Consider the following 22,845-nt stretch of genomic DNA (forward strand, 5'->3'; position numbering starts at 1 on the left):
CTTAGCGTCGCCGATATCGGCTACCTTGCGTTGCTTCTCATACAAGAAGCGTAACACTTCCGAACGGTAGCGGTTATAGATCGGATCATCGGCCAGCGCCAGTCGGTTCCTGGGCCTCTCCAGCTCGATGGTGAGAACTTCGCCGACGGTCGCGGCCGGCCCGTTGGTCATCATCACGATGCGATCGGATAGCAGCACGGCCTCGTCAACATCGTGGGTGATCATAATCACCGTATTGCCCAGTTGCGCTTGGATCTCCATCAAGGAATCTTGTAGATGGGCTCGAGTCAGAGCGTCCAAGGCGCCAAAGGGCTCATCCATCAGCAGGACCTGCGGTTGCATCGACAGGGCGCGAGCGATGCCGACCCGTTGCTTCATGCCGCCAGACAGTTCGCTGGGACGCTTGTGTATGGCATGGCTCATGTGCACCAAGGCCAGATTGTGTTCAATCCACTCTCGCTTCTCCGGCTTGGACATGGTCCGGGTAAAGACCTGATTGACTGCCAGTTCGACATTTTCATAGGCCGTTAGCCAGGGCAGTAGGCTGTGATTTTGGAACACCACAGCGCGTTCCGGGCCTGGCTCATTGACCTCTCGGCCGTCGAGTAGGGCGCCGCCCTCACTGGCCTGATAGAGCCCGGCGACGATATTGAGCACGGTCGACTTACCGCAGCCGGAATGGCCGATCAGGGAAATAAATTCGCCCTGGTTGATTTTTAAATTCACGTTGTCCAGGGCGCGAAAGCTGCCCGTCGGCGTGGCAAACTCAATACCGACGGCCGATAATTCCAAATGGGGTTTAGACATAACGACATTCCTCTGTGCGTGCCCAGCTGCGAGCGACGCTTGATCTAAAAAACTGAAACCCTGTTTGCGTCTTACTCGGTCACAAAAACTTGTTTACAAAACAGGGCCGCAAGACAGGAGATTAAAACGGGTTACCCGGTTAGCGCACCTGGGTGTTCTTATCCCAATTCACTCGCTGCTGAATGAATAGCATGATCCGATCGAGGCAATAGCCGACGAAGCCGATGGTGAGCACGGCGACAATAATGCGCGCCAAGGAGTTGGAGCTGCCATTCTGAAATTCATCCCAGACAAACTTACCCAAACCTGGGTTTTGCGCCAGCATCTCGGCCGCTATCAAGACCATCCAGGCTGTGCCCATCGACAGCCGTAAGCCGGTAAACACCATCGGAATCGAGGCCGGTAGGACGATCTTACGAATATGTGTCAGGGTAGAGAGGCGTAGGACCTTGCTGACATTCATCAGGTCCTGATCGATATTGGCCACGCCGACCGTGGTATTGAGCAAGGTTGGCCAGAGCGAACATAGGCTGACGGTAATTAATGAGGTAATAAAGGATTTTTGAAAATAGGGATCGTCCGAGACATAGACGGCGCTGACCACCATGGTCACCAAGGGTAACCAGGCTAAGGGAGAAACCGGTTTTAAAATCTGTACGATCGGATTCAGGGTTTGGTTAAGCCGTTCCGACAGGCCCATAAAGATACCCAACGGAATGGCGATCGCGCTGGCCAGCAAAAAGCCGGCAATCACCGTAATCAAGCTGGTGCCAATTTGATCGACGAAGGTGGGTTTGCCGGTATAGGGCCGAATTTTTGCGTCGTAATTCGGATCGGTGGCCAAACGGTCGGCATTGCGTTCAGTTTGGCGTTGGTAAAAGCCGACTTCCTTGGCGCGTTCCTGTTGGTGTTCTGCTAGCAGGGTCTGAGCCTGGTCGAGTACTTGCCCGGGGCCCGGAAAGGCACCCAAGGACGTATCGATACGCGGTGCCGCAGCGCTCCAGAGTAACAGAAACAGGCTAATCCCCATGGCGGGGAGGATCAGGGCCAATGCTGAGGATAGGTTCAGACTGGGCAGCGGTATTTTAGACCGCCCGACAGGATTGGGCTGGGCTTGACTGGTCATGCTTATCGACCTCATGGAAGAGTAACACTGCCCGGCCGAGGGCCGGGCAATAAACAGTAGAGCTTGGTTGGGCAACGTGCGAACACCGACCCTCAGAGCTCAGCCCTATAAAATCTCGTCTTTAAGGCCAATACTGAATTTGTTGAGATAGTCATTGGGCAGTAGACCGTTATAGCTGATGCCATCGATAAAGCCGTCTTGAACGGGTTTGAAACCGGTCTCCGTCGCAAAGGCAGGGAACGCATCGGCAGCGATCACGCCTTCATCAATCAAGGCTTGAGCGGCTAGGCGATACAGGTCTGGGCGGTAAACCTGGGCGGCAATCTCTTTATACCAGTCATCGCTCTTGGGTTCGGAAATCTGTCCCCAGCGGCGCATTTGGGTCAAATACCAGATCGCGTCGGAATAGTAGGGATAGGTGGCGTTGTAACGGAAGAACACATTGAAGTCCGGTACATCACGTTTGTCGCCTTTCTCGTACTCGAATGTTCCGGTCATGGAGTTGGCAATGACGTCATAGTCGGCGCCGACATAGTCGGGCTTGGCGAGTATGCGCACGGCTTCTGGACGATTCGCATTGTTATTGGCATCGAGCCATTCGGCGGCCCGTATCAGGGCCTTAACCAGGCGAGTGGTGGTGTTGGGATTCTCTTCGGCAAAGGCCTTGGTAATGCCGAAAACCTTCTCTGGGTTGTTTTTCCAGATCTCGTAATCGGTGATCACCGGAACCCCGATGCCTTTGAACACGGCCTGTTGGTTCCAGGGCTCGCCCACGCAGTAACCATCGATCGTGCCGGCCTCCATGGTCGCGGGCATTTGCGGCGGCGGGGTGACGCTGAGTAACACCTCAGCCTTGATTTGCCCGCTGGTATCGCCCTTGTGGGGGGCATAGTAGCCCGGGTGAATGCCGCCGGAGGCCAACCAATATCTCAGTTCATAGTTGTGGGTCGAGACCGGAAAGACCATGCCCATCTTGAAGGCCTTTCCCTCGTCAGCATAGGACGCGATGATCGGCTTAAGTGTATCGGCCTTAATCGGGTGAACCGGCTTGCCGTCCTGGTGGGGTATGTTTTTCTTCATCTGCGCCCAAACGCTGTTGGAAACAGTGATGCCATTGCCATTCAGATCCATCGAGAAGGGCGTGATGATGTCGGCCTTGGTGCCATAGCCAATGGTGGCGGCTAATGGTTGGCCGGCCAACATGTGCGCGCCATCCAGTTCACCGGTGATTACTCGATCGAGCAGAACTTTCCAGTTTGCCTGCGCTTCGAGGGTAACGTATAGGCCTTCATCCTCAAAAAAACCCTTTTCATAGGCAACCGCCAACGGTGCCATATCGGTCAATTTAATAAAGCCAAACTTGAGCTCTTCTTGTTCCGGCCACCCGACGTCGGCACTGGCCATGGCCGGCCAATGGCTGGCGATAACGAGCCCCAAGATGGTACCGAGTGACTTGGCTTGCTTGCTGAATACTAAGGACATGTCCGTCTCCATTGCTTTTGTTGGCGCAAAAAAAAACGCATACCCGTTGAGGGTATGCGCCATTGCAAATAGTCTGCAAAAATAGGTACTGCGGTATTACGTATCGGGTTCAGTTGGACCCTCATTGGTCGTTTGGTCCTCTGGACCCCGGAATATTTTGGGTCTGCATTGTCTGACTGCATCTTCTCTAAGCGATTGTTGTGCCAACTGTACAAAAAGCCCTATTTTTGGGGCTGTAGGTTAGGTCTTTGATTTTAATGCAACTCGTGGGAAAGGGTCGATGCACTGCAACGGGGCGGAATCGGTCGCCACAGGGGCATGGGGCCTTAAAATGAATCACTGCATGACATTGAGTGCTTAAACCCTGCGCACCACAGACAACCAAGCCAAAGTCACGATCTTGGGTTAGCGACCCGTCGCAAGGGCGCTGGCCATAAGATCGAGCTCAGGCTGGCTCTGTTGCAGCTGGGTCATCAATGCTTCGATTGAATCCGTGTTGATATGCAGGCGTTCATAGACGCTAGCGTCAAACAAATGATGGCGCGGCGGCAGTAAACCGTACTCTTGTAACAGGTGCTGAGCCAGGTAGATCAGTTGCGCCTGGTCACAGTGGGCGCCCAAGTAGTGCGGGTCACCCTGGTAACGGATACCTAAGGTGACTTCGCTGGGCATACTCCAACTGCCCATCAGACCGGAGGCCATCTGTTCGCGCGTGATCCCCAAGATATGTTTTTCAATATGCTGATGTTCAAGGTGACGATTGAGCGCAATCATCAGATGTGTCGCCTCAAAATGGGGTTTGAATGCGTGGGCCATAAGCAGGTAACCAAAGTTGTGCAACAGGCCAGCCAAATAACAGAGGCCAAAACCCGGGCGAAATTCTCGCGGTATGGCCCCGACTAAGGCGCCGACACAGGCGGCGACATAGATCGCCCGGTGCCAGTAGGCGTTGGCACCCTGGTCTGGGTCGGTCGGTAAAGTCAGTGTTTTACCCAGCGACAGGCCCAAGGCCAGGTTCATCACCAGGTCAAAGCCGAGTACCCGGACGATGGCATCCTGGACCGACTTTACCGAACCCGGGGCGGCATAATAGGAGGAACTGGCCCAGCTCACGACCTGCGCCGCCAAGCTTGGATCGCGTTCGACTATACGACTGAGCTTCTCAATATTGGAATAGGGATCGACGCGCAGGCGGATAATGGCCTGTGCCGTGTCGGGCAAGGGCGGCACTTCGAGTGTCTCGGCCAAGCGTTGGCGAATGCGCAGCGCGGTAAACTGGGTCAGGGCAGAATGTATTAGCGTGGGATCGTCATCAAACAAGCCGAGCTGATAGTCGACCTGCCCGAGCGGCAAGGCCGTGGCGACGTCGGCAATCGCGGTGCTGTCTTTGCGCTTCATGGCGGCGCCGTTTTTCAAGGCAATCCGGAATTGGGCATTGCCGCTGTGGACAAAAATTTGTTCACACCGGTAAAGCCCAGAGTCGATCAGGGTGTCGGCCGGAATCAGGTCATCGAAGGCCGGCAAGGTATCCACTTCTAGGCGCAGTTTGAGCGCGCGCACCTGATTGATCGACAGCGGGGTCAAGTCTCGCCCGGTAACGGCGCGCACCTTATCCAGCTCGACCACAGCATGGGATGAGGTGAAGACCTGAACGATGCCCTTGGCGTCGGACAGTAGGCACACCTCGACCTGCTCTGGGGAGGCCTGCGTCGTACCTAAAGCATGGACAATGCTCTGTTGACTTAGGTGTTGACGCACGCTAATGGGGATATTCGCATCCGCATGACTGATCACGGGTACCTTCCTATTTGGCTAATTATTCGGCAGATCCACAGCAGTATAGCGGAGCTTTGAATAATGGCAGGCTGATAGGCCGTTTTTTAGCCATTGGGTCGATCACACCTGGGCATAGCGGTCGGTTTCACTGAGCCAGCGCGCGACTATCGGCTGACAATGGCTGGGGTATTCGGCGCTTAAGCGTTCGGCCAGCTCGGGAATAAGCGCTAACAGGTGCTGATCGCGCGCCATATCGGCGACGCGAAAGCCGATCGCACCGGTCTGGCGAGTGCCCAATACTTCGCCCGGGCCGCGCAACTTGAGGTCTTCTTCGGCGATGACAAAACCGTCACTGGTATTGCGCATCACCTCTAAACGCTGCTTGCCCTGCTCTGAGAGCGGTTGGCCAAACATTAGCAGGCAAAAACTCTCGGCGGTACCTCGGCCTACTCGGCCGCGCAACTGGTGCAACTGGGCGAGCCCGAGCCGTTCCGGATTTTCAATGATCATCACGCTGGCATTGGGCACATCAACGCCGACCTCAATCACCGTGGTGGCCACCAATATATCGAGCGCCCCGGCTTTAAACTCGGCCATCAGGCGGGATTTTTCCGGTGACTTTAACTTGCCATGGATCAGACCAATGCGGCGCTGCGGTAAGGCTTCGGTGAGTCGGTTCGCGCTCGCTTCGGCGGCTTCGGCCTGCAGCTCTTCTGACTCTTCGATCAGGGTGCAAACCCAATAGATCTGTTTGCCCGCCTCACAGGCGACATTGACGCGGCGAATCACCGCGTCGCGCCGATCTTGACTGATCAGGGTGGTGGTCACCGGCGTGCGCCCGGGCGGCAGTTCGTCGATCACCGAGATATCCATATCGGCAAAGGCGGTCATCGCCAGGGTGCGCGGAATTGGCGTTGCCGTCATGGTCAGCTGGTGGGGCGAGCCATTAACGGCCTTCTCTTTGAGCGCCAAGCGCTGCTGCACGCCAAAGCGATGTTGCTCGTCGATGATCACCAGGCCGAGATTATGGTAGTCGACCCCCTTCTGAAACAGGGCATGGGTGCCGATCAGCAGGTCGGTGGTGCCCACCTCGAGCCGATCGAGCAGCCCATCACGCGCTTTCTTGCCGGTTTTACCGAGCAACAACTCAACCTGCACGCCCAGATCGCCACACCACAGACTCATGTTTTGATAATGCTGCTCGGCGAGCAGTTCAGTCGGTGCCATGAGGGCAACCTGCATGCCCGACTCGATCACCTGTAAGGCGGCCATCACCGCGACCAGGGTTTTACCCGAGCCGACATCACCCTGGACCAGGCGCAGCATCGGCATGGGCTTGGCCAAATCTAGGCCGATCTCCTGACAGACTCGATGTTGCGCGCCGGTCAGGGCAAAGGGCAGGGCGGCCAGCAGCTGTGGTGCCAATCGGGTCGACGCGGGAATGGGGTGTGCGCCGCGCGCCTGGGTCATTTGGCGCAGCGCCATCAGGCGCAGATGGTGCGCGAGCAATTCTTCTAACGCTAGGCGCTGCTGGGCAGGGTGTTCACCGGCCAATAGGGCCCGGGTGCTGCTCGCCGAATCGGGATGGTGCAAGGTCTGCACGGCCTCGGTCAGGGAGGGTAAATCCCAGGGCGTGAGCCAGTCTGGTGGGATCCACTCGGCCAAGCCACCCTGGCGCGCTAAGACCGCAAGCGCCTGGTCGATCAGGCTGCGCAAGCGAGTCTGATTGAGCCCTTCCGAGGCCGGATAGAGCGGTGTTAGGCGGTTGTCTAGGGGTGGAAATTGGCCGTCGGCTCGAGCCAGGTATTCTGGATGTATCATTTCCAGTCCGGTCGGCCCGAGCCGCACCTCGCCATAACAGCGAATGCGATGACCACTCTTCAGGCTGGCCTGCTGGGCATGGGAAAAATGAAACAAGCGCACGGTCAGCAGACCGCTGCCGTCCTGAATACGACACAGCAGTGCGCGTCGCTTGCCAAAGATCACCTGAGCGGCCTTGATTTCGCCCTCAATCACCACCGCCATGCCCAGACGCAAACTGGCGATTGGCATCAGGCGCGTGCGGTCCTGATACTTGTAGGGCAGATGAAAGAGCAGATCGGCGATGCTGACCACGCCGAGCAGCTGGAGTTTTTCCGCCAGCTTGGGTCCGGCACCCTTAAGGCGCTCTACCGGGTGGTCTAGGGTTAGTGTGTCTTGCATTGACGAATCGCCGTTTCCAGTGCCTCGATGGCCGACGGGCGCGGAAAGCTGGTGCGCCAAGCCAGGGCCACGGTGCGCGTTGGGCTCTTGCCAGAAAAGGGCCGCACCTGCACCAAATCGTCCTTATAGAGGTGCGAGCCGGTCGCGGAGCGCGGCAAGATGGTCAGCCCCAAGTTGGACGCGACCATATGGCGCAGGGTTTCCAACGACGAGCCGTCGGCCATGGTTTGAATCTTGCCTTGTGGGTTGCGGGTCGCGGCGGCAATGGTCGGGCAGGCACTGAGAATTTGATCGCGGAAACAATGGCCCTCACCGAGCAAGAGCAGCGTCTCATCGTTCAGTGCTTCGGCGGCGATGCTTTCTTGCTGGGTCAGAGGGTGCGATGCCGGTAGCAGAATATCGAAGGGCTCGTCATACAGCGCTTTGGTGAGTACATCCGTTTCGACAAATGGCAGGGCGATAATTACGGCATCGAGCCGGCCATCGCGCAAGCGTTGACGCAACACCCCGGTGAAATTCTCATCGATCATCAGCGGCATGGCCGGGGTATTGCGCCGCAGTTGCGGGATAATATGGGGTAATAGGTAGGGCCCAATGGTAAAGATCACGCCCAATCGCAACGGCGTCGCCAGCTGGTTTTTGCCCGCCAGGGCGATATCGTCAATCTTGGCGCTTTCTTCTAACACTCGGTTGGCCTGGGCCACTATCTGTTCCCCGATCGGAGTCACGGTAACGCCCTGTTTATTGCGCTCGAAGATAGCCACCTTGAGGCGGTCTTCGAGCTTGCGAATCGCCACGCTCAGGGTTGGCTGCGACACCCGGCATTGGCTCGCGGCATGACCAAAATGCTTTTCCTGGGCCAGGGCAACGATATACTTTAGTTCGGTCAAGGTCATGGCTGGGGTCGATGTTGAATAAGAGGGTAAAAGCTATCGAAAATGGCTCCCTGATACAAGCAGTCAATGGTCGAAAACGCAAATAAGTCTGGTTCGGCCCGATTGATAAGCCGATGCAAGGCCGGCGGTGCCTCGATCCGTTGGCCGGTTCTATTGCGCCGATGAATGCGCTAGAGTCTGCAACCATTATAGCGACCGAGTCGAGTATCGAGGCTTAGTCATTGAATCAAGCGGTCCAAGAGGAGTTTTAATGTCGTTATTAGTCTGTGCCGGTGTCGGCTCGCTTAATCGCCGGGTGGCCGGTCTGTGGCAGGCCCATCAGGGCGAGGTTATTGGACTGCGCCGTGGCCCCGTGGATCCGGACTTGGCGTTTGCGCAGCAGTCGCTGGATCTGAGCCAGGCAGCCTGGCCGGATCTGGGTGCCGATGTGCTGGTCGTCGCGCTGTCCGCGCATGAACGCACCGAGGCCGGCTACCGGGCCGCCTATCAGCTGCCATTGCTGCGCTTGGCCGAGTCGATGGCCGGCTGGCATGCGCTGCCCTCGAAGGTGATCGTGGTCAGTTCGACCCGAGTCTTTGGTATTGACGACGGTCGACGCGTAGATGATGACACGCCGATCGACTCGCCCGACCGGTTCGGCGAGATACTCTTGGCGATGGAGTCCAGCGTGCGCCAACTGCCCTGCCCGAGTACCGTGGTGCGGCTGAGTGGCATCTATGGCCCGGGTCGGGATTGGCTGAAACGGACAGCCTTAGCCGTCGACCCGAACCACCTGCCCGCCAATAAGTGGACCAATAGGATTCACGTCGATGATGCCGCCGGCGCAATCATCCACCTGTTAGCACAAGAACAGCTGGCCGAGTCTTATGTGGTCAGCGATCCGGAGCCGATCCCGTTGTTACAGATGTATAACTTCTTTCGCCAGCGCGAAGGCATGCCGCTGCTGCATCCGATGCCTGCAGTCCAGGGCGGGAAATGTTTAATCCCCACGCGCCTGCAGGCATCGGGTTATCAATGGATTTACCCCAATGCGTTCAGTGGCGGTTACTGAGCCACGCCTGAGCTAAGGCTGTCGCCCGGCGGCCTATTTTACCACCCGATAACAGGGCACGTAATCACTGCCTGGCAGCTTCATACGGCCTTGCTCGACGAAGGCGGCAAGCAGTTCATCGAGTGGATCGGTAATCTCCCGGTCGCCATGGATCTCAAAGGGACCGAGTTGCTCAATCATGCTGATGCCCTGTTCCTTAACATTGCCCGCTACGATGCCGCTGAAGGCACGGCGTAAGTTGGCCGCCAACAGATGCACCGGGATGTCCTTGTGGAGATCCAGTGCGGCCATATTTTGATGGTTCGGCACAAAGGGTCGTTGGTAGTCATCGGCAATGGTGAGCTGCCAATTGAAATGGTAGGCGTCATTGTTTTTCTTGCGATAGTCAAACACCTGCTGCATGCCCAAGGCCATCTCACAGGCGGCACTTTCGTGGTCAGCGATAATGATCTTGTATTTTTGCTGGGCTTCGAAGCCGAGGGTCTTGGCAATAAAGCTGTGCAGCTGCTTAAAGTAGGGTTCGGTGCTCTTGGGCCCGGTTAAGACCAGTGGGAAGGGGATGTCCCGATTGGCCGGATGCAACAGAATGCCGAGCAGATAGAGCAGTTCTTCGGCGGTACCGGCCCCGCCGGGAAAGACTAAAATACCATGACCCAAGCGCACGAAGGCTTCTAAGCGTTTTTCAATATCGGGCAGGATGGCCAGTTCGTTAACGATCGGGTTCGGGGCCTCGGCGGCAATAATGCCTGGTTCCGTTAGGCCGATATAACGGGCGTTCAGGATCCGTTGCTTGGCGTGCGAGATGGTCGCACCCTTCATCGGCCCCTTCATCACCCCCGGGCCGCAGCCGGTGCAAACATCGAGACCGCGCAGGCCCAACTCGTGGCCCACCTCCTTGGTGTATTCATACTCCAGTGCACCGATCGAATGGCCACCCCAGCAGACCACGATGCGCGGTTCTTCGCCGGGCCGCATCATCCGCGCGTTGCGCAAGAAGTGAAAGACGTAATCGGTAATGTCCGAGCCACTCTCCAGATCCAATAGCGGACTGGCGCGTTCGCTCTCGGCGTAAACAATATCGCGCAAGGCGGCAAAGACCATCTCCCGGGTCGAGCGAATCATCTCACCATCGACGAAGGCATCGGCCGGGGCGTGGAGCAGATTCAGTCGAATGCCTCGGTCCTGCTGCACGATGTCGATGGCAAAGTTGGGGTAGGCTTGGAGCAGGGTTTTGGCATTGTCGCTATCCGAACCGGTGTTCAGAATGGCCAATACACAGCAGCGAAACAGCTCGTAGAGGCCGTTTTCGCCGGCCTGTTTGAGTCCAGCGACTTCCGCTTGAGACAAGACCTCCAAACTGCCGATGGGCGTAATCGAGGCGTCGATAGTCTTTTTGAAATTCATAAGGGGCTTCTTCTAATAGATCGGCCGCACCGATGCAGGGCAGGCCGGGATATAAAAACAGCTTGTTGAGGCAGCGGCTGTCCTAAGTGTAGCCGATCAATTGCACCAGCAGGGCTTTCATCGGCTCAGGGTCTTTGACGGTGATGTGGGCATCGGATTGGCGATGTTGTGCCTGAGCCATCAGCCGACTCAGCCAGAAGCGGGTCGCGGCCTGTATCTGCAACAGCAGCAGCGCATCCAATTCGATCGGGCTGAGCGGCCGTTGACTCTGGTAAGCCGCGACAAATTCGCTCACCAGGGCGCGATCCAGGCGACCATTCGCGTCGACACACCAATCATTTAAGGCGATGGCAATATCCAATGCATAGGCATCCCGCCCGGCAAAATACCAGTCGATGATGCCCGAGATGTGGCCTTGGTCAAACATGGCATTGTCGTGAAACAGATCGGCGTGGATGATGCCTTGGGGCAGATTGTCGGGCAACTGGTCCAGCAGAGTGAGGCTCTGCTGCAATACCTGGCGATCGGCCGGGGTCAATTGCGCGAGCAAATGATCAGCGCTGCGTTGCACCCAGGCCAGATTATGCGAATGGCCGCGACTCTCGGCAAAGCTTGCCGTGGCGATATGGACCTGACCGAGGGCTCGGGCTATGTCCTGGGCATAGTCTGGGCTCGGGATGACGTGATCGCCGGCGAGCCGTTCAATCAATACCGCCGGCTTGCCCTTGACGGTCTGCAGCAGGAAGCCCTGATCACAGCGAAAGGGTTGCGGCACCTTGCACTGATGCCGAAACAGATGCTCGCCCAGGTTGAGAAAAAAAGGCAGTTCCTCGTGGCTGTGTTTTTCAAACAGGGTCAACACCAAGCGATGAGTGCTGGTATCGACAAAATAGTTGGTATTTTCGACCCCGGCGCTGATGCCTCGGTGCGCGCGATATTCACCCAGCGCATAACGCGCGAGCAGATCCTCGATATCGAGTTGGAGTAATTCGGTGTAGACGGACATAGACGCCAGCATGCCTTGTTAGATGACCAAATAACCGAGGAGTATTCCATACCCGTTGCCGCCATCATAGCCCGGCGAGTGAATGAGTCGTTGGTGCGGCCGTGTCAGGTCGCGTACAGAGGTTCATAAATTGGGCCTAGCGAATACGATCGAGTGAACATTGGATCGGTGCCTGCTGGGTTTTGAGAATAATCGGGCCCGTCGCGTGCGCGTAGAAAGTCCGTTAAGCCGTGTTACACTGGCCGACTGGAACCCCCAAAAAAATTAGCAGCTGGAACCGTCTCTATGGTTAACAATTCAACACCTGTGGTGCTCGTCGATGGCTCGTCCTACCTGTTTCGCGCCTATCATGCACTCCCACCGCTGGCCAACGCCGCTGGCATGCAGACCGGTGCGATCAAGGGTGTTGTCTCGATGTTACGCAAGCTGATCGAAGCCTATCCGTCGAGCCCGGTGGTCGTGGTGTTCGATGCCAAGGGCCCAACCTTCCGCAACGAGATGTACGATCAATACAAGGCCAATCGGCCGCCCATGCCCGAGGAGTTGCGCGCACAGATTGCGCCGATCCACGAGACGGTCCGGGCCATGGGTTTGCCGCTGCTGTGTATCGCCGGCGTCGAGGCCGATGATGTGATCGGCACCCTGGCCGAGCAGGCCACGCAACAGGGTCGCGATTGCGTCATCAGCACCGGCGATAAGGACATGGCACAGCTGGTCAGCGCGCATGTTTCGCTGATCAATACCATGAACAACGAATACCTGGATGTCGCCGGCGTCGGCAAAAAATACGGTTTCGGCCCGGAGCGGATGATCGATTACCTGGCCCTGATGGGTGATAAGGTCGACAACATTCCCGGCGTGCCCGGCGTGGGCGAAAAGACCGCCCTGGCTCTGATTCAAGGCCTGGGTGGGCTTGATGATATCTATGGTCGCTTAGACGAGATCGCTGGCCTGACCTTCCGCGGTGCTAAAAATATGGCCGCCAAGTTAGCCGAGCACCGCGAGTCGGCTTATATGAGTTATCAGCTGGCGACCATTAAACTCGATGTTGCGCTCGATCTAGGGGTGCAGGAATATCAGACCGAGGCCGCGGATAAGGACGCGCTGTTGGCTCTGTTTGAACAGTTTCAGTTTCGCTCCTGGATTCGCGATCTGACCGATGGCGCCAGCCCGACCGCCAGCCCGACTGCGAGCGCTCGGCCGGAACCGGTATCGGCCGTGTTACCTGAGCTCGTCGTGCCCAGCGCATGCGACTATCGGGTGGTGGAACACCTCGACGAGTTGGCGGCCATTATCGCCTCGGCCGAACAGACTCGCCAGCTGGCCTATTTGCCGGTTCTGGCCAAGGGCCACTATCGGGATCCGGTTTGGATTGGTTTGGCGCTGGCCACCGAACCGGGCCGCGCCTGGTATCTGCCGTTCAGTGCCGAAGATCAGCCGGCGCTGCCGGCGGCCGAGGTGCTGGCTCAGTTAGCGCCACTCTGGTCGGCCCATGCAATTGTCAAAACCGGCTTCGACATCAAGGCCGATCATCATTGGTTTCACACCTTGGGCTGGACCCCAGCGCGGCTGGCGAAAGATGTTCAGCTGATGGCCTTTGTCTACGACAGCACGCTCAAACGCGATAAGAGTCTGAGCAACCACTTTGCCAATTTGTCGATCGACAATCTGGCGATCTGTTATTTACAGCAGGCGCCGCAGACTATTGAATATTTCTTGGGCAGCGCCGGCAAACGGCAGTTGGCAGCGAGCGCGGTCAAGGCCGATGTCATCGGCCCCTGGTGGGCCGAACGCTGTGATTTGCTGTTGCGCCTTGGCGCGCGCTTCGAACAGGGCTTGGCCAGTCGCAACCTGACCCGGGTCTATGATCAGATTGAACGCCCGCTGTCGTCGGCTTTGGCGCTAATCGAGCGCAACGGCGTAGTGCTCGATATAGATTTTATCAACGATCTCAGCGTGCAGTTTAAGGCCCGTTTGGCGACCATCGAGCAGCAGGCGCACAATATAGCGGGCACCACCTTTAACGTCGACTCGCCCAAGCAGTTGGCCGAAATCCTGTTCGAAAAGATGGGGTTGCCGGTGTTGGTTAAGACCGCCAATGGCGCGCCGTCGACCAATGAAGAGGTGCTCAGTGATCTGGCCGAAGACTACGAACTGCCCAGGCTGATCTTGCAGTCGCGCCATTTGCGTAAGCTGGTGGGTACCTATACCGACCCGTTACCCATCTTGGCGCAAGCCGATGCTCGGGCAAACTACCGGCTGCACACCACCTATAACCAGACCGGTGCGCAAACCGGGCGATTAAGTTCTAACGATCCCAATTTGCAAAATATTCCCGTGCGCACCGATGAGGGCCGCTCGATTCGTAAGGCCTTTATCGCACCGCTAAATTATCAGATCGTTGCGGCTGACTATTCGCAAATTGAATTACGCATCATGACCCACCTGAGTCAGGATGCGAATCTGATTGCCGCGTTCCAAGAGGGTAAGGATATCCACCGTGCCACCGCGGCCGATGTCATGGGCGTCCCGGAAAGCGAGGTCACCACCGAGCAACGTCGCTCGGCTAAAGCGATCAACTTCGGTTTGATTTATGGCATGTCCGCCTTTGGTTTGGCCAAACAGTTGGGCATCAGTCGCACCGAGGCCAAGGCCTATGTCGATGCCTACTTTGAGCGCTATCCCGGGGTGCGGCGTTATATGGATGAAACCCGTGCCGAAGCTGCCGAAACCGGCTATGTCGAAACGGTCTTTGGCCGTCGGCTCTATTTACCGGGTCTACAGTCGTCCAATCAGATGGTACGCAAGGGCGCTGAACGCACCGCTATTAATGCTCCGATGCAGGGTACCGCAGCCGACATCATCAAGATGGCCATGGTCGATGTCGGTAATTGGTTAGCGGCCAGTCGTTTGCGCGCGAAAATGATTATGCAGGTGCACGATGAATTGGTATTTGAAGTCCACCAAGACGATCAGGCGGCCCTGATAGCCGGGGTGCGGTTTCGCATGCAACACTGTGCCAATCTGGATGTGCCACTGATCGTCGATATTGATAGCGGCCCATCTTGGGAGTCGGCGCACTAAGTCTGGACTTCGCCCGGGTGCTTATTCGCCCGGGTCCCTTGCGGTTAGCACAGCTCCAAATCCCGGTAAAATCTCTCTCCAATCACCCTAGTCGGTCAGTGGCATGTTTTATCAAGTCACTGTTCGTCGTGCCCGGAAAACAGCAGAATCCTCCCCCCTCAAAAGTTGCACAAAGGTGTCCAGTTGTCTTTAGTTAAGAGTAATGACCCATTGGAGTTCACATGTCGTTACCCTTATTAATTGTTGACGACTCCGGTTTTGCGCGCAAGCAGGTGATTCGTGCCTTGCCGAAAGATTGGCCGGTCGAGATCTCTCAGGCCGGCAATGGCATCGAGGCGCTGGAAAAAATAGAGCAGGGCCTAGGCGACGTGGTGTTATTGGATTTAACCATGCCGGTGATGGATGGCTTTGGCGTGTTAGAAGCCATTAAGGCACGCGATCTACCCGCCATGGTGATTGTTATTTCTGGCGATATTCAACCTGAAGCCTCGGCGCGCGTGATGCGTTTGGGTGCCTTGGCTTTTATCAAAAAACCACTCAACCCTGAACAGCTCAGCCAAATATTGAGCGACTTCGGCATCTATTCAGAATAAGGGCTCAGCATTGGACAGCGATGTTTTAGACGAAGATCTGCGCGACAGTTTGCGCGAGCTCAGCAATATCGCAGTGGGCCGCGCCGCCGATCTGTTGGCCCGCCTGCTCGACACCTTTGTGATTATGCCGATCCCGGCGGTCAACTTGCTGGAGCGTTCGGAGCTGAGCATGGCACTGTCATCGGTCCAGGGAACCCATTCGGTCAGCGCGGTGTGTCAGGGCTTTACCGGCTCGAAAATCGCTGGCGAGGCCCTATTGATTTTCAATGATGCCAGCTTTACCGACATGGCCGAATTGACACATTTCGAAGGGGAAATTACCGAACAGATTGAACTGGAGTTGCTGATGGATATTTCCAATATTCTAATTGGTGCGTGCCTAAAGGGCTTAGCCGAGCAACTCGATATTAACTTTTCCCAGGGGCAGCCCTATCTGCTCGGGCAGCATATTAATATCGATGAACTATTGAGTCGCAACCCCTCGGGTTGGCAACGACTGTTGACCATTGAATTACCCTATAAGCTCGAAGGCCGACTCGTAAATTGCGATTTGCTGTTGTTATTTAGCAACGACAGCCTCGCCGTTTTACGCGACAAGGTCGCGTATATGCTGGAGTGATGATGACTCAAAGCCCTCAGGGCCTAACGGAGTTTCATTGGTTGATCGAGGTGTTGCAGACGGTCGATGTCGGTATCTTAGTGCTCGACTTAGAATATCGTATTACCGCTTGGAACGGCTTTATGGAAAATAATTCCGGTATCAATTCGACGCAGGCCTTGGACCAAAGTTTGTTTACGGTGTTTCCTGAGGTGTCGCAGGAATGGTTCAAACATAAGGCCGATACGGTGGTGCAGTTGCGTAATAGAGCGTTCACCACGTGGGAACAACGGCCCTTTGTGTTTAAATTCCGCCACAATCGGCCGATCACGGGCGTGACCGAATTTATGTATCAAAACTGCACCTTTATACCGGTGATCAGCACCAGTGGCGAGGTTGAGAATCTGGCGGTCATTGTCTACGACGTCACCGATATCGCCACCGGCAAAATCGAATTAAATCTGGTCAATCAACGTCTGGCACAACTAAGTCGCACCGATGGTTTGACGCAACTCTATAATCGAGCCTATTGGGAAACGCTCTTTAGCTCCGAATATATGCGCCTGCAGCGCCAAGAGGCTGAGGTCTGCCTAATCATGCTGGATATCGACCACTTTAAACGGGTTAACGATACCTACGGGCACCAAGCCGGCGACGATGTCATTCGCGCGGTGTCCAAGGCGATCCGAGATAATTCGCGCACAACCGACATTGCCGGCCGCTACGGCGGAGAAGAATTTGCACTTCTGTTGCTCGACTCCGATGCCCAGAACAGCTACCAGTTTGCCGAGCGTCTGCGCAAGAAAATTGCCGCCTTGCAAGTGGCAACCGAAGCGGGAATTTTACAGGTTACGGTCAGTCTGGGGGTCGCCCGTTGGCTACCCCAGTTTCAGCATCACGGCCAATGGATCGAGGCGGCCGATCGAGGGCTCTATCGGTCAAAAGATCAGGGCCGGAATCAGACTTCGATCGAGGCGGGTTGACCTGAATCATGGCAAAAAAAAAGTGACCAACTATGCTCAGATTTCACTAAGCGGTTATTTGCAGGTGTTTTTATGAGCACAGCTATTCTCCAGAAGCTCAATGCCGATCACAAAAGCATCGCCAAAGTGCTCTATTGCCTGCGCGCTCAGATCAAGGGCTATGACGACCCGGAGGTTGAACCGAATATCGGTCAAATCATGGATATATTGGATTATATCTGCACCGTGCCGGAACGCTGGCACCACCCGGTCGAAGACATATTGTTCACCCGCTTGCTCGAAAAAAACCCACCCCACCCGGAACAAATTCAAGCCGTAATGAATGAGCACAGCGAGCTGGAACGGCTGACCCAAGAGCTTAGAACGGCGTTCGAGCGAGTCGCCATGGATATTGCCGTTCCGGTATCGCTGCTGTATCGCACGGCAACCCTCTATTTGTCGCGCCAGATGTTGCATTTGGATGCCGAAGAAAGTGTCTTGTTTCCGCTCGCCGAAGAGTGCCTCGACGAAGACGATTGGGCGGATGTTGAAGAGGCCGCCCAGCAGGTGCTCGATTCATTAGATAACAATGCCCAGCGGGAATATGACAACCTGCGCGATGCCATTATTAACTTTGCCGACGCCGATTAAAGCGCCGTGAGTGAACCGGGCCAACGCTGCAATGGACCGCTGTGCACCGTCCAATGCACCGGTAACCAGCCCTGCTGTCCATAGGCGTCAAAACGATCGTCGATCAAGAGGATCTCGCCCTGATCGGTGTCGGTGCGGACACAACGCCCGGCCGCCTGTAACACTTTCTGCAAGCCCGGAAAGGCATAAGCGAAGTCGAACCCCGGCAGTTGTTGCTGGTCCATCTGCAAGCGGATAGCGTTGTTGACGTCATTGACCTGCGGCAAGCCAGGACCGATCACGACCACCTGCTCCAATTGTTCGCCCGGCAAGTCGATGCCCTCACCAAAGACGCCGCCCAATACGGTGAGTAGCGTGAGCCCACGGTGCGCACGGAATTGCGCTAACACCGCGTCGCGTTCGCGTGCAGTCCAATCGGCGCGTTGCACCAACAGCGCCTCGGCGGGGTCCAAGAGACGGGCGGCCTGCTGCAATTGTTGGTAGCTGGAAAAAAACACCAGGGTGTTTTTGCCGTTCCCGACCAGGCTGTTCAGGAGCGGGCGCAGGCGTTCCGGCAAGTGGGTCCGATCGCGAAAGCGGGTCGACACATCGTTGGCCAAGTAGACACTAAACTGGCTGGCTTGAAAGGGTGACGGCAGCTCTTGGGTGATAGCGCCGGCCAGGCCGTTGAGTTGCTGGCTATAGGGCCAAGGCTTAAGGGTAGCACTGAAGGCGACGACATTATTGACCAGCTGATGTTTGCTCATCAAGAGCCGGGCGGGATTCAAACAGATCAGTTCAATACCACGCAGCTCTGGGCTGCCGGTGCCGTAGCGCCAGCAGAAGTCGCCGGCGTCGGCCAAGTCATGCAAGCGAATAAAACGCGTACAACTGAACAAAAAAGGCTGCCAGAGCGCATCCGGTTCAAACTGGGGGTTGTCTCTTAGCAGCGCGGCGCTGTCGGCCATAAAGTCGCGCAGACTGTGCAGCAGAGTCTGGGGCGACTCATAACACAGACCGGGGCCAAACTTAGTGCAGACCTCGCGCAAGCGCGTCTGGATTTTGCGCAAGCGGTTCTGGATTTTCTTGGGACATTGCTGCAGCAACTGCTGCAGCGCAAAGCCGGAAAACTCGGCGCTGAACATCATCCGGCCGCGGTCGATCAGGTTGTGGCATTCATCGATCAGTACCGTGGCCCGGTTGTTGATCTCGCGCAACAGATAAGGCTGCACCGCGGTGGTGTCGTAGATATAGTTCAGATCGCCAATGACCACATCCGACCAAATAGCCCAGTCCTGGCTCAGGTAATAGGGGCAAATTTGTTCCTTCTCGGCCAATTCAATCAGCGCATCGGGATCCCAGCGGATGGGCTCGAACAACTGCTCGCGTAGCCGGTCCCGTTTGGCAAAATAGTCCCGTGCATAGGGGCAGAATTGGCCATCGCAGGGTGTGTCGGGCGAACGGCAGAGGCGGGTTTTGGCGGTCAGGGCGACGACGCTAAGCCGATGCGCCGGGTCCAGTCGTTGCAATGCATCGTGCGCGGCCACCTGGCCGGTGGTTTTCATGGTGAGGAAAAACAGGCTGCGCACCTCGACCTCGGTCATCGCCTTCAGGGCCGGAAACAGCGCCGCCAAGGTTTTACCGGTGCCGGTCGGGGCTTCGACGCACAGGTCTTTGCCGACCCGACAAGCCTTGTAAACACTTTCGGCCATCAGGCGTTGGGCTGGCCGCATGGTTGCAAAGGGGAATGACAGCTGCGCCAAGAAGGGTTGCCGATCCCGTTGATGGCGATCGACCCGCATCAGCCAGGCATCATAGCGCAGGCAACAGTCGAGCAGATAATCGAGCAGTTGTTCGACCGGATAAGCACGCTCCAGCGGCCACTCTTCCAATGTTTGCGGATGCACGTAGGTGTTGCATACCCGCAGCATGGGCCCGGCGTCGAACTGCAAGGCGTAGATTGCGGCATAGAGCTTGGCCTGGCTGTGATGCAGGTCGCGCAGGCCGCTGGGAATATCGTGCGGCGGCACGCGCGTGGTTTTGATTTCCTCGACCCCATCGGGGAAGGTGCCATCGGCCCGGCCGCTGACTACCAGTTCAAACGCCGGGTTTTGCCAACGAAAGCTGAGCGGCGTTTCCGCCTGATAGGGTTTGGCGCGCTTGCTCTGCAGTGCATTGTGCGTCTGTTGGCCCTCGAACGCGCTCGGGCCGGGCCGATAGACGCTGATCAGATCGCCTTGGATCTGGCAGAAATCGGCCAGCGCACGCACCGAGACCCTATAACGTCGGCTGGGCATCGTAGCTTACATAGCAGACCTGGGCGTGAATCCCGAGGCGGGCAAATTGGTTTAGCCAGTGAATCTGATTGTCTTGCAACTTGTCGCCCGGACCCTTTATTTCGATAAAGCAGTAACTGTCCTCGTGGTATTGGAAGAGGTCGGGAAAGCCGGCCCGATGACGGCGCAGATCGGCGAGCAGATGCGTGCTTAAGCCAAGCCATTGTGCCTGAGTCAAGGCGTCAAAGCAGGCCAAGACCACCTCTAGGCGCAGTGCCGACCAGTGCACGAAGGGATTGGCCAGGCCGTGTTTGGTGTGCCAGCGCTCAATCAGTGCAGCGCGCCATTGAGCCTTTGTCTGGGTGGCCAAGAGCTTGAACCCAGCCTGGCGTTTGGCGCAGAAATCTTCATCGTATAGATCGCTGGGCCCAGACTGAAAAGGATGTTGCCAAACGCCGGGCACGTCGGCAAACACCAGCGGCCAATAGAGGAGGCCAAAGACCCCGAGCGGCAGGGCATTCTCGAGCCAAACGGCGTGGCCTAACTGCTCGCACGCCTGAGTCTCCACGCTGCCCGGGGTGCGCTGCCAGTGCGCTTGGCGCACGGTTAGGGCAGGCAGCGGAAAGGTCAACTTGGCTAGACCCAGCTTAGTCCGAACCCGATTAACAAAACGGCGATAGAAGGCTGTCTCGTCGGCACAGATCGGCTGCTCGGCGAGGGTCTCCAATTGGCTTAGGCAATCATCATATTGGCCGCGCTTAAAGGCGATGCGCGCCAATCGCTCCCGCGCTGGTGGTTGAGCGTTGGTCGAGAAGCACGCCTGGGCCCGGTCGAGGTCGCCGAGTTGTTCCAGACGGTAGCCGATTCGATTGAGCAGGCGATGGCAGCGCCGAGCCAGGCGTTCGGACGGCGCCAGCGCTAGGACCTGTGTCGCCAAATCGGGCAGCGCCGGCCAGTCTTTGGCATCGCAGAGTCGGTAAAAGTCATCGGCCAGGTCGTTCAATACCAGCGTAGTGGTGATATCGTCCGCATCCTGAAATAACCGATTGCTGCGGTCTAAGGGGTAGGTTTCGTATTGAAATAGACCCAGATCTTCGAGCACAAACTCAGTCAGGTTTTGGCGTTCATTGCCAAAATAGAGCAGTTGCAAACGGCGGTAACTGTCTGCGCCGGTAGGCTGGATAATGGCTTCGGTCACGCCCCAGGCCGAACAGGGCTGCACGGTGGCATCGTTTAGCCAACGTGCCAGCAGATCGCTCTTGCGACAGCTTGGCTCATCGGCACTGAACAGTTGCCGGCTTTGTGCAATGGGCAGCAGATCGATCAACTGCCAGGCATAGACCATCGGATCGGCCTCGATCAGTCCCTGTTCGAGCAGCCTGTTCAGCGCCGCGGGGCCGTCGGGTACTTCGCGGTAGTGCAGTTTGGCGCTGACAAAGCAGGGCCCCTTGCGCAGAAAGAGTCGGATCAGTAAGCGCAGGGCAACCGGATCGGTCTGGTCGATAGCGCGCAAAAACTCGCTGTCGGTGGCCGACAGCAGATCATCATAGCGCTGCCTAACCAGCTCGGTCAGGCGTAAGAAGTAATCCAGATAATAATTATCTGGCAGAATCACTGGCGTCATGGTTCGAGCCGAGGGACCAGCAGTTGCCGTTCGTTAAGCCAGCTCTGCAGAATGATTTGCGCGGCCAGGCTGTCGATTTGGGCCGACTTGGCCCTGTGCAGAGAGTGGCCCTGGGCGCCGAGTAAATCAAAGGCCTCACGTGTCGAGAGGCGTTCGTCGATGCCCTCAGCTGGTTTACCAAAACGGCCATAGAGGCGCTTGCGGAACTTATGCGCCCGCACCGTCATCTCCGATTCACTGCCGTCCATATTGAACGGAATGCCGACCACAAAGCCTGCTGGTTGCCATTCGGCGACCAGGCGCTCAACCTCGTCCCAATTGGGGATGCCATCGCGTGCGCGTAACGGTTTTAAGGCCGAGGCAGTGAAGGTTTGGGTTTGCCCGCTGGCGACCCCAATCCAACCCAGTCCCCAGTCAAAGCCGAGCCAGATATTAGCGGTCATTTGTTACTCCAAAACGATTATCGATGCGGAACTGCCAGGTGCGAATCACTTCTAACACGTCGTATTGCTCGACCATGGTTGCGCTGAATGCTGGATAGGGTGCCGCCAAATAGACTATTTGCTTGGCCGCCTGGTCGAGCAAGGAGTGGCCGGATGAACTGGTCACCAGTACCGAGCGCAAGCTGCCATCGGCATTGATTGATACCGCTAAACGCACCGAGCCGCTGATACGCTGATTGCGTGCCGATTCCGGATAATTTTGATTGCCGATGCGCTCCACCTTTTGCAGCCAGTCAAATATATAGTTGGCATCGACGGCGCGCTTGGTGGATACCGCGGTCAAGGTGCGCACCCGTGGTCGCTTGGCATAGGCCTGACGGCTGTCATCGAGCAGAGCCTTGAGGGTTGCTACATCGGTGATGTTGTTGATCACCACGGCCTGGTCAGTCTGCACCGGGATATCCAGGTCGCCCTGCTCGGCATCGTTGCTGACCGCACGATCTGTGCCGGGACTGGTTGTGGTGATAATCCGATCATTGGTCAGGCTCAGCTCGGAATAGGCCAGCTGGGTGAGGGTCGGGATGGTATGAAAGATCTGGTTATCCTCAATATCGGCCTGTTCGGTCGACTTGAGTAACGCTTTCTCGGTCAAGGTGCCACTGCCTTGCTGGTTGCTGTCGGCCAAAAAATCGGCATCGGCGTCGGCAACCAGATCGTCACTCTGGTGCATGCTCAGGGTAACATCAAGCGTCGGGCTCTTACTCGACACCGGTCGAGAACTGAAACTGATGCCGAATATGACTATAGCGTGCAGCGCCAAGGCCAGAAACAGCGTAAAGCTAAGTCGGTCTGAAGCCCCGACCCGCAGTCCTTCTTGGGTCATCG

At 56.8% G+C, this 22,845-nt stretch carries 18 protein-coding genes; 6 read left to right on the forward strand and 12 right to left on the reverse strand.

Features of this window, described 5'->3' with window-relative positions; all coding sequences use genetic code 11:
• The 6 genes from AC4FIC_RS01985 to AC4FIC_RS02010 all read right to left on the reverse strand — a co-directional run.
• A partial coding sequence (locus AC4FIC_RS01985; protein WP_490359368.1) for an ABC transporter ATP-binding protein occupies positions 1-807 on the reverse strand: 807 nt, incomplete at its 3' end.
• Between the two features lie 139 nt (positions 808-946).
• Positions 947-1,933: an ABC transporter permease gene (locus AC4FIC_RS01990; protein ID WP_100258229.1), complete on the reverse strand. Its 987-nt coding sequence runs from the start codon at positions 1,931-1,933 to the stop codon at positions 947-949.
• A 105-nt stretch (positions 1,934-2,038) separates the two neighbouring features.
• Complete coding sequence (locus tag AC4FIC_RS01995; RefSeq protein ID WP_227003842.1) at positions 2,039-3,337, reverse strand: CmpA/NrtA family ABC transporter substrate-binding protein; 1,299 nt, start codon at positions 3,335-3,337, stop codon at positions 2,039-2,041.
• 483 nt (positions 3,338-3,820) lie between these two features.
• Positions 3,821-5,209 (reverse strand): HDOD domain-containing protein, encoded by a 1,389-nt coding sequence (locus tag AC4FIC_RS02000; RefSeq protein WP_100258227.1) that lies wholly within the window; start codon positions 5,207-5,209, stop codon positions 3,821-3,823.
• A 102-nt stretch (positions 5,210-5,311) separates the two neighbouring features.
• Positions 5,312-7,393 (reverse strand): ATP-dependent DNA helicase RecG, encoded by a 2,082-nt coding sequence (gene recG / locus AC4FIC_RS02005; protein ID WP_273284775.1) that lies wholly within the window; start codon positions 7,391-7,393, stop codon positions 5,312-5,314.
• On the reverse strand, positions 7,378-8,289 hold the full coding sequence (locus AC4FIC_RS02010; protein ID WP_476194812.1) for a hydrogen peroxide-inducible genes activator: 912 nt from the start codon (positions 8,287-8,289) through the stop codon (positions 7,378-7,380). Before AC4FIC_RS02010 ends, recG begins: the two co-directional genes overlap by 16 nt.
• 250 nt (positions 8,290-8,539) lie before the next feature.
• On the opposite strand from AC4FIC_RS02010, the gene AC4FIC_RS02015 reads away from it, so the two are divergent.
• Positions 8,540-9,340: a Rossmann-fold NAD(P)-binding domain-containing protein gene (locus tag AC4FIC_RS02015; RefSeq protein ID WP_100258224.1), complete on the forward strand. Its 801-nt coding sequence runs from the start codon at positions 8,540-8,542 to the stop codon at positions 9,338-9,340.
• Between the two features lie 33 nt (positions 9,341-9,373).
• Here AC4FIC_RS02015 and ppnN read toward each other — a convergent pair whose 3' ends face one another.
• Positions 9,374-10,744, reverse strand: coding sequence for a nucleotide 5'-monophosphate nucleosidase PpnN (gene ppnN, locus AC4FIC_RS02020; RefSeq protein ID WP_476194815.1), 1,371 nt, complete (start codon positions 10,742-10,744; stop codon positions 9,374-9,376).
• 82 nt (positions 10,745-10,826) lie between these two features.
• Entirely contained in the window at positions 10,827-11,750 is a 924-nt protein-coding gene (locus AC4FIC_RS02025; protein WP_158524399.1) for a homoserine kinase, read from the reverse strand.
• Positions 11,751-12,035: 285 nt separating this feature from the next.
• On the opposite strand from AC4FIC_RS02025, the gene polA reads away from it, so the two are divergent.
• The 5 genes from polA to AC4FIC_RS02050 all read left to right on the forward strand — a co-directional run bounded on the left by polA (position 12,036) and on the right by AC4FIC_RS02050 (position 17,638).
• Positions 12,036-14,834: a DNA polymerase I gene (gene polA, locus AC4FIC_RS02030; protein WP_100258221.1), complete on the forward strand. Its 2,799-nt coding sequence runs from the start codon at positions 12,036-12,038 to the stop codon at positions 14,832-14,834.
• A 221-nt stretch (positions 14,835-15,055) separates the two neighbouring features.
• Positions 15,056-15,427 carry a response regulator gene (locus AC4FIC_RS02035; RefSeq protein WP_193437308.1) on the forward strand — a complete coding sequence of 124 codons (372 nt, stop codon included), beginning with the start codon at positions 15,056-15,058 and terminating at the stop codon, positions 15,425-15,427.
• A gap of 10 nt (positions 15,428-15,437) precedes the next feature.
• Positions 15,438-16,046 (forward strand): histidine kinase, encoded by a 609-nt coding sequence (locus tag AC4FIC_RS02040; RefSeq protein ID WP_193437307.1) that lies wholly within the window; start codon positions 15,438-15,440, stop codon positions 16,044-16,046.
• 2 nt (positions 16,047-16,048) lie between these two features.
• Complete coding sequence (locus AC4FIC_RS02045) at positions 16,049-17,008, forward strand: GGDEF domain-containing protein (RefSeq protein WP_100258220.1); 960 nt, start codon at positions 16,049-16,051, stop codon at positions 17,006-17,008.
• Between the two features lie 72 nt (positions 17,009-17,080).
• On the forward strand, positions 17,081-17,638 hold the full coding sequence (locus tag AC4FIC_RS02050; RefSeq protein WP_100258219.1) for a hemerythrin domain-containing protein: 558 nt from the start codon (positions 17,081-17,083) through the stop codon (positions 17,636-17,638).
• On the opposite strand, the gene AC4FIC_RS02055 is transcribed toward AC4FIC_RS02050, so the two are convergent.
• The 4 genes from AC4FIC_RS02055 to AC4FIC_RS02070 are packed head-to-tail and all read right to left on the reverse strand — an operon-like array spanning position 17,635 to position 22,843.
• On the reverse strand, positions 17,635-19,914 hold the full coding sequence (locus AC4FIC_RS02055) for an ATP-dependent DNA helicase (RefSeq protein WP_490359369.1): 2,280 nt from the start codon (positions 19,912-19,914) through the stop codon (positions 17,635-17,637). The two genes, AC4FIC_RS02050 and AC4FIC_RS02055, sit on opposite strands and share 4 nt — an antisense overlap.
• Positions 19,895-21,517: a VRR-NUC domain-containing protein gene (locus AC4FIC_RS02060; protein ID WP_100258217.1), complete on the reverse strand. Its 1,623-nt coding sequence runs from the start codon at positions 21,515-21,517 to the stop codon at positions 19,895-19,897. Before AC4FIC_RS02060 ends, AC4FIC_RS02055 begins: the two co-directional genes overlap by 20 nt.
• Positions 21,514-21,960: a Holliday junction resolvase RuvX gene (ruvX, locus tag AC4FIC_RS02065; protein WP_100258216.1), complete on the reverse strand. Its 447-nt coding sequence runs from the start codon at positions 21,958-21,960 to the stop codon at positions 21,514-21,516. Before ruvX ends, AC4FIC_RS02060 begins: the two co-directional genes overlap by 4 nt.
• The gene (locus tag AC4FIC_RS02070; protein ID WP_100258215.1) at positions 21,950-22,843 is read right to left on the reverse strand and encodes an energy transducer TonB; all 894 of its coding nucleotides are present in this window, start codon (positions 22,841-22,843) and stop codon (positions 21,950-21,952) included. The genes ruvX and AC4FIC_RS02070 overlap by 11 nt, the downstream gene beginning before the upstream one ends.
• Between the last annotated feature and the right edge of the window lie 2 nt (positions 22,844-22,845).

Source organism: Reinekea sp., assembly GCF_982785585.1.

Bases quoted from the DNA above. Each gene is read 5' to 3' on its own strand.
- AC4FIC_RS01990 (WP_100258229.1), bottom strand. From the start codon at position 1,933: ATGACCAGTCAAGCCCAGCCCAATCCTGTCGGGCGGTCTAAAATACCG.
- AC4FIC_RS01995 (WP_227003842.1), bottom strand. From the start codon at position 3,337: ATGGCCAGTGCCGACGTCGGGTGGCCGGAACAAGAAGAGCTCAAGTTT.
- recG (WP_273284775.1), bottom strand. From the start codon at position 7,393: ATGCAAGACACACTAACCCTAGACCACCCGGTAGAGCGCCTTAAGGGT.
- AC4FIC_RS02010 (WP_476194812.1), bottom strand. From the start codon at position 8,289: ATGACCTTGACCGAACTAAAGTATATCGTTGCCCTGGCCCAGGAAAAG.
- AC4FIC_RS02015 (WP_100258224.1), top strand. From the start codon at position 8,540: ATGTCGTTATTAGTCTGTGCCGGTGTCGGCTCGCTTAATCGCCGGGTG.
- ppnN (WP_476194815.1), bottom strand. From the start codon at position 10,744: ATGAATTTCAAAAAGACTATCGACGCCTCGATTACGCCCATCGGCAGT.
- AC4FIC_RS02025 (WP_158524399.1), bottom strand. From the start codon at position 11,750: ATGTCCGTCTACACCGAATTACTCCAACTCGATATCGAGGATCTGCTC.
- polA (WP_100258221.1), top strand. From the start codon at position 12,036: ATGGTTAACAATTCAACACCTGTGGTGCTCGTCGATGGCTCGTCCTAC.
- AC4FIC_RS02035 (WP_193437308.1), top strand. From the start codon at position 15,056: ATGTCGTTACCCTTATTAATTGTTGACGACTCCGGTTTTGCGCGCAAG.
- AC4FIC_RS02045 (WP_100258220.1), top strand. From the start codon at position 16,049: ATGACTCAAAGCCCTCAGGGCCTAACGGAGTTTCATTGGTTGATCGAG.
- AC4FIC_RS02050 (WP_100258219.1), top strand. From the start codon at position 17,081: ATGAGCACAGCTATTCTCCAGAAGCTCAATGCCGATCACAAAAGCATC.
- AC4FIC_RS02055 (WP_490359369.1), bottom strand. From the start codon at position 19,914: ATGCCCAGCCGACGTTATAGGGTCTCGGTGCGTGCGCTGGCCGATTTC.
- AC4FIC_RS02060 (WP_100258217.1), bottom strand. From the start codon at position 21,517: ATGACGCCAGTGATTCTGCCAGATAATTATTATCTGGATTACTTCTTA.
- ruvX (WP_100258216.1), bottom strand. From the start codon at position 21,960: ATGACCGCTAATATCTGGCTCGGCTTTGACTGGGGACTGGGTTGGATT.
- AC4FIC_RS02070 (WP_100258215.1), bottom strand. From the start codon at position 22,843: ATGACCCAAGAAGGACTGCGGGTCGGGGCTTCAGACCGACTTAGCTTT.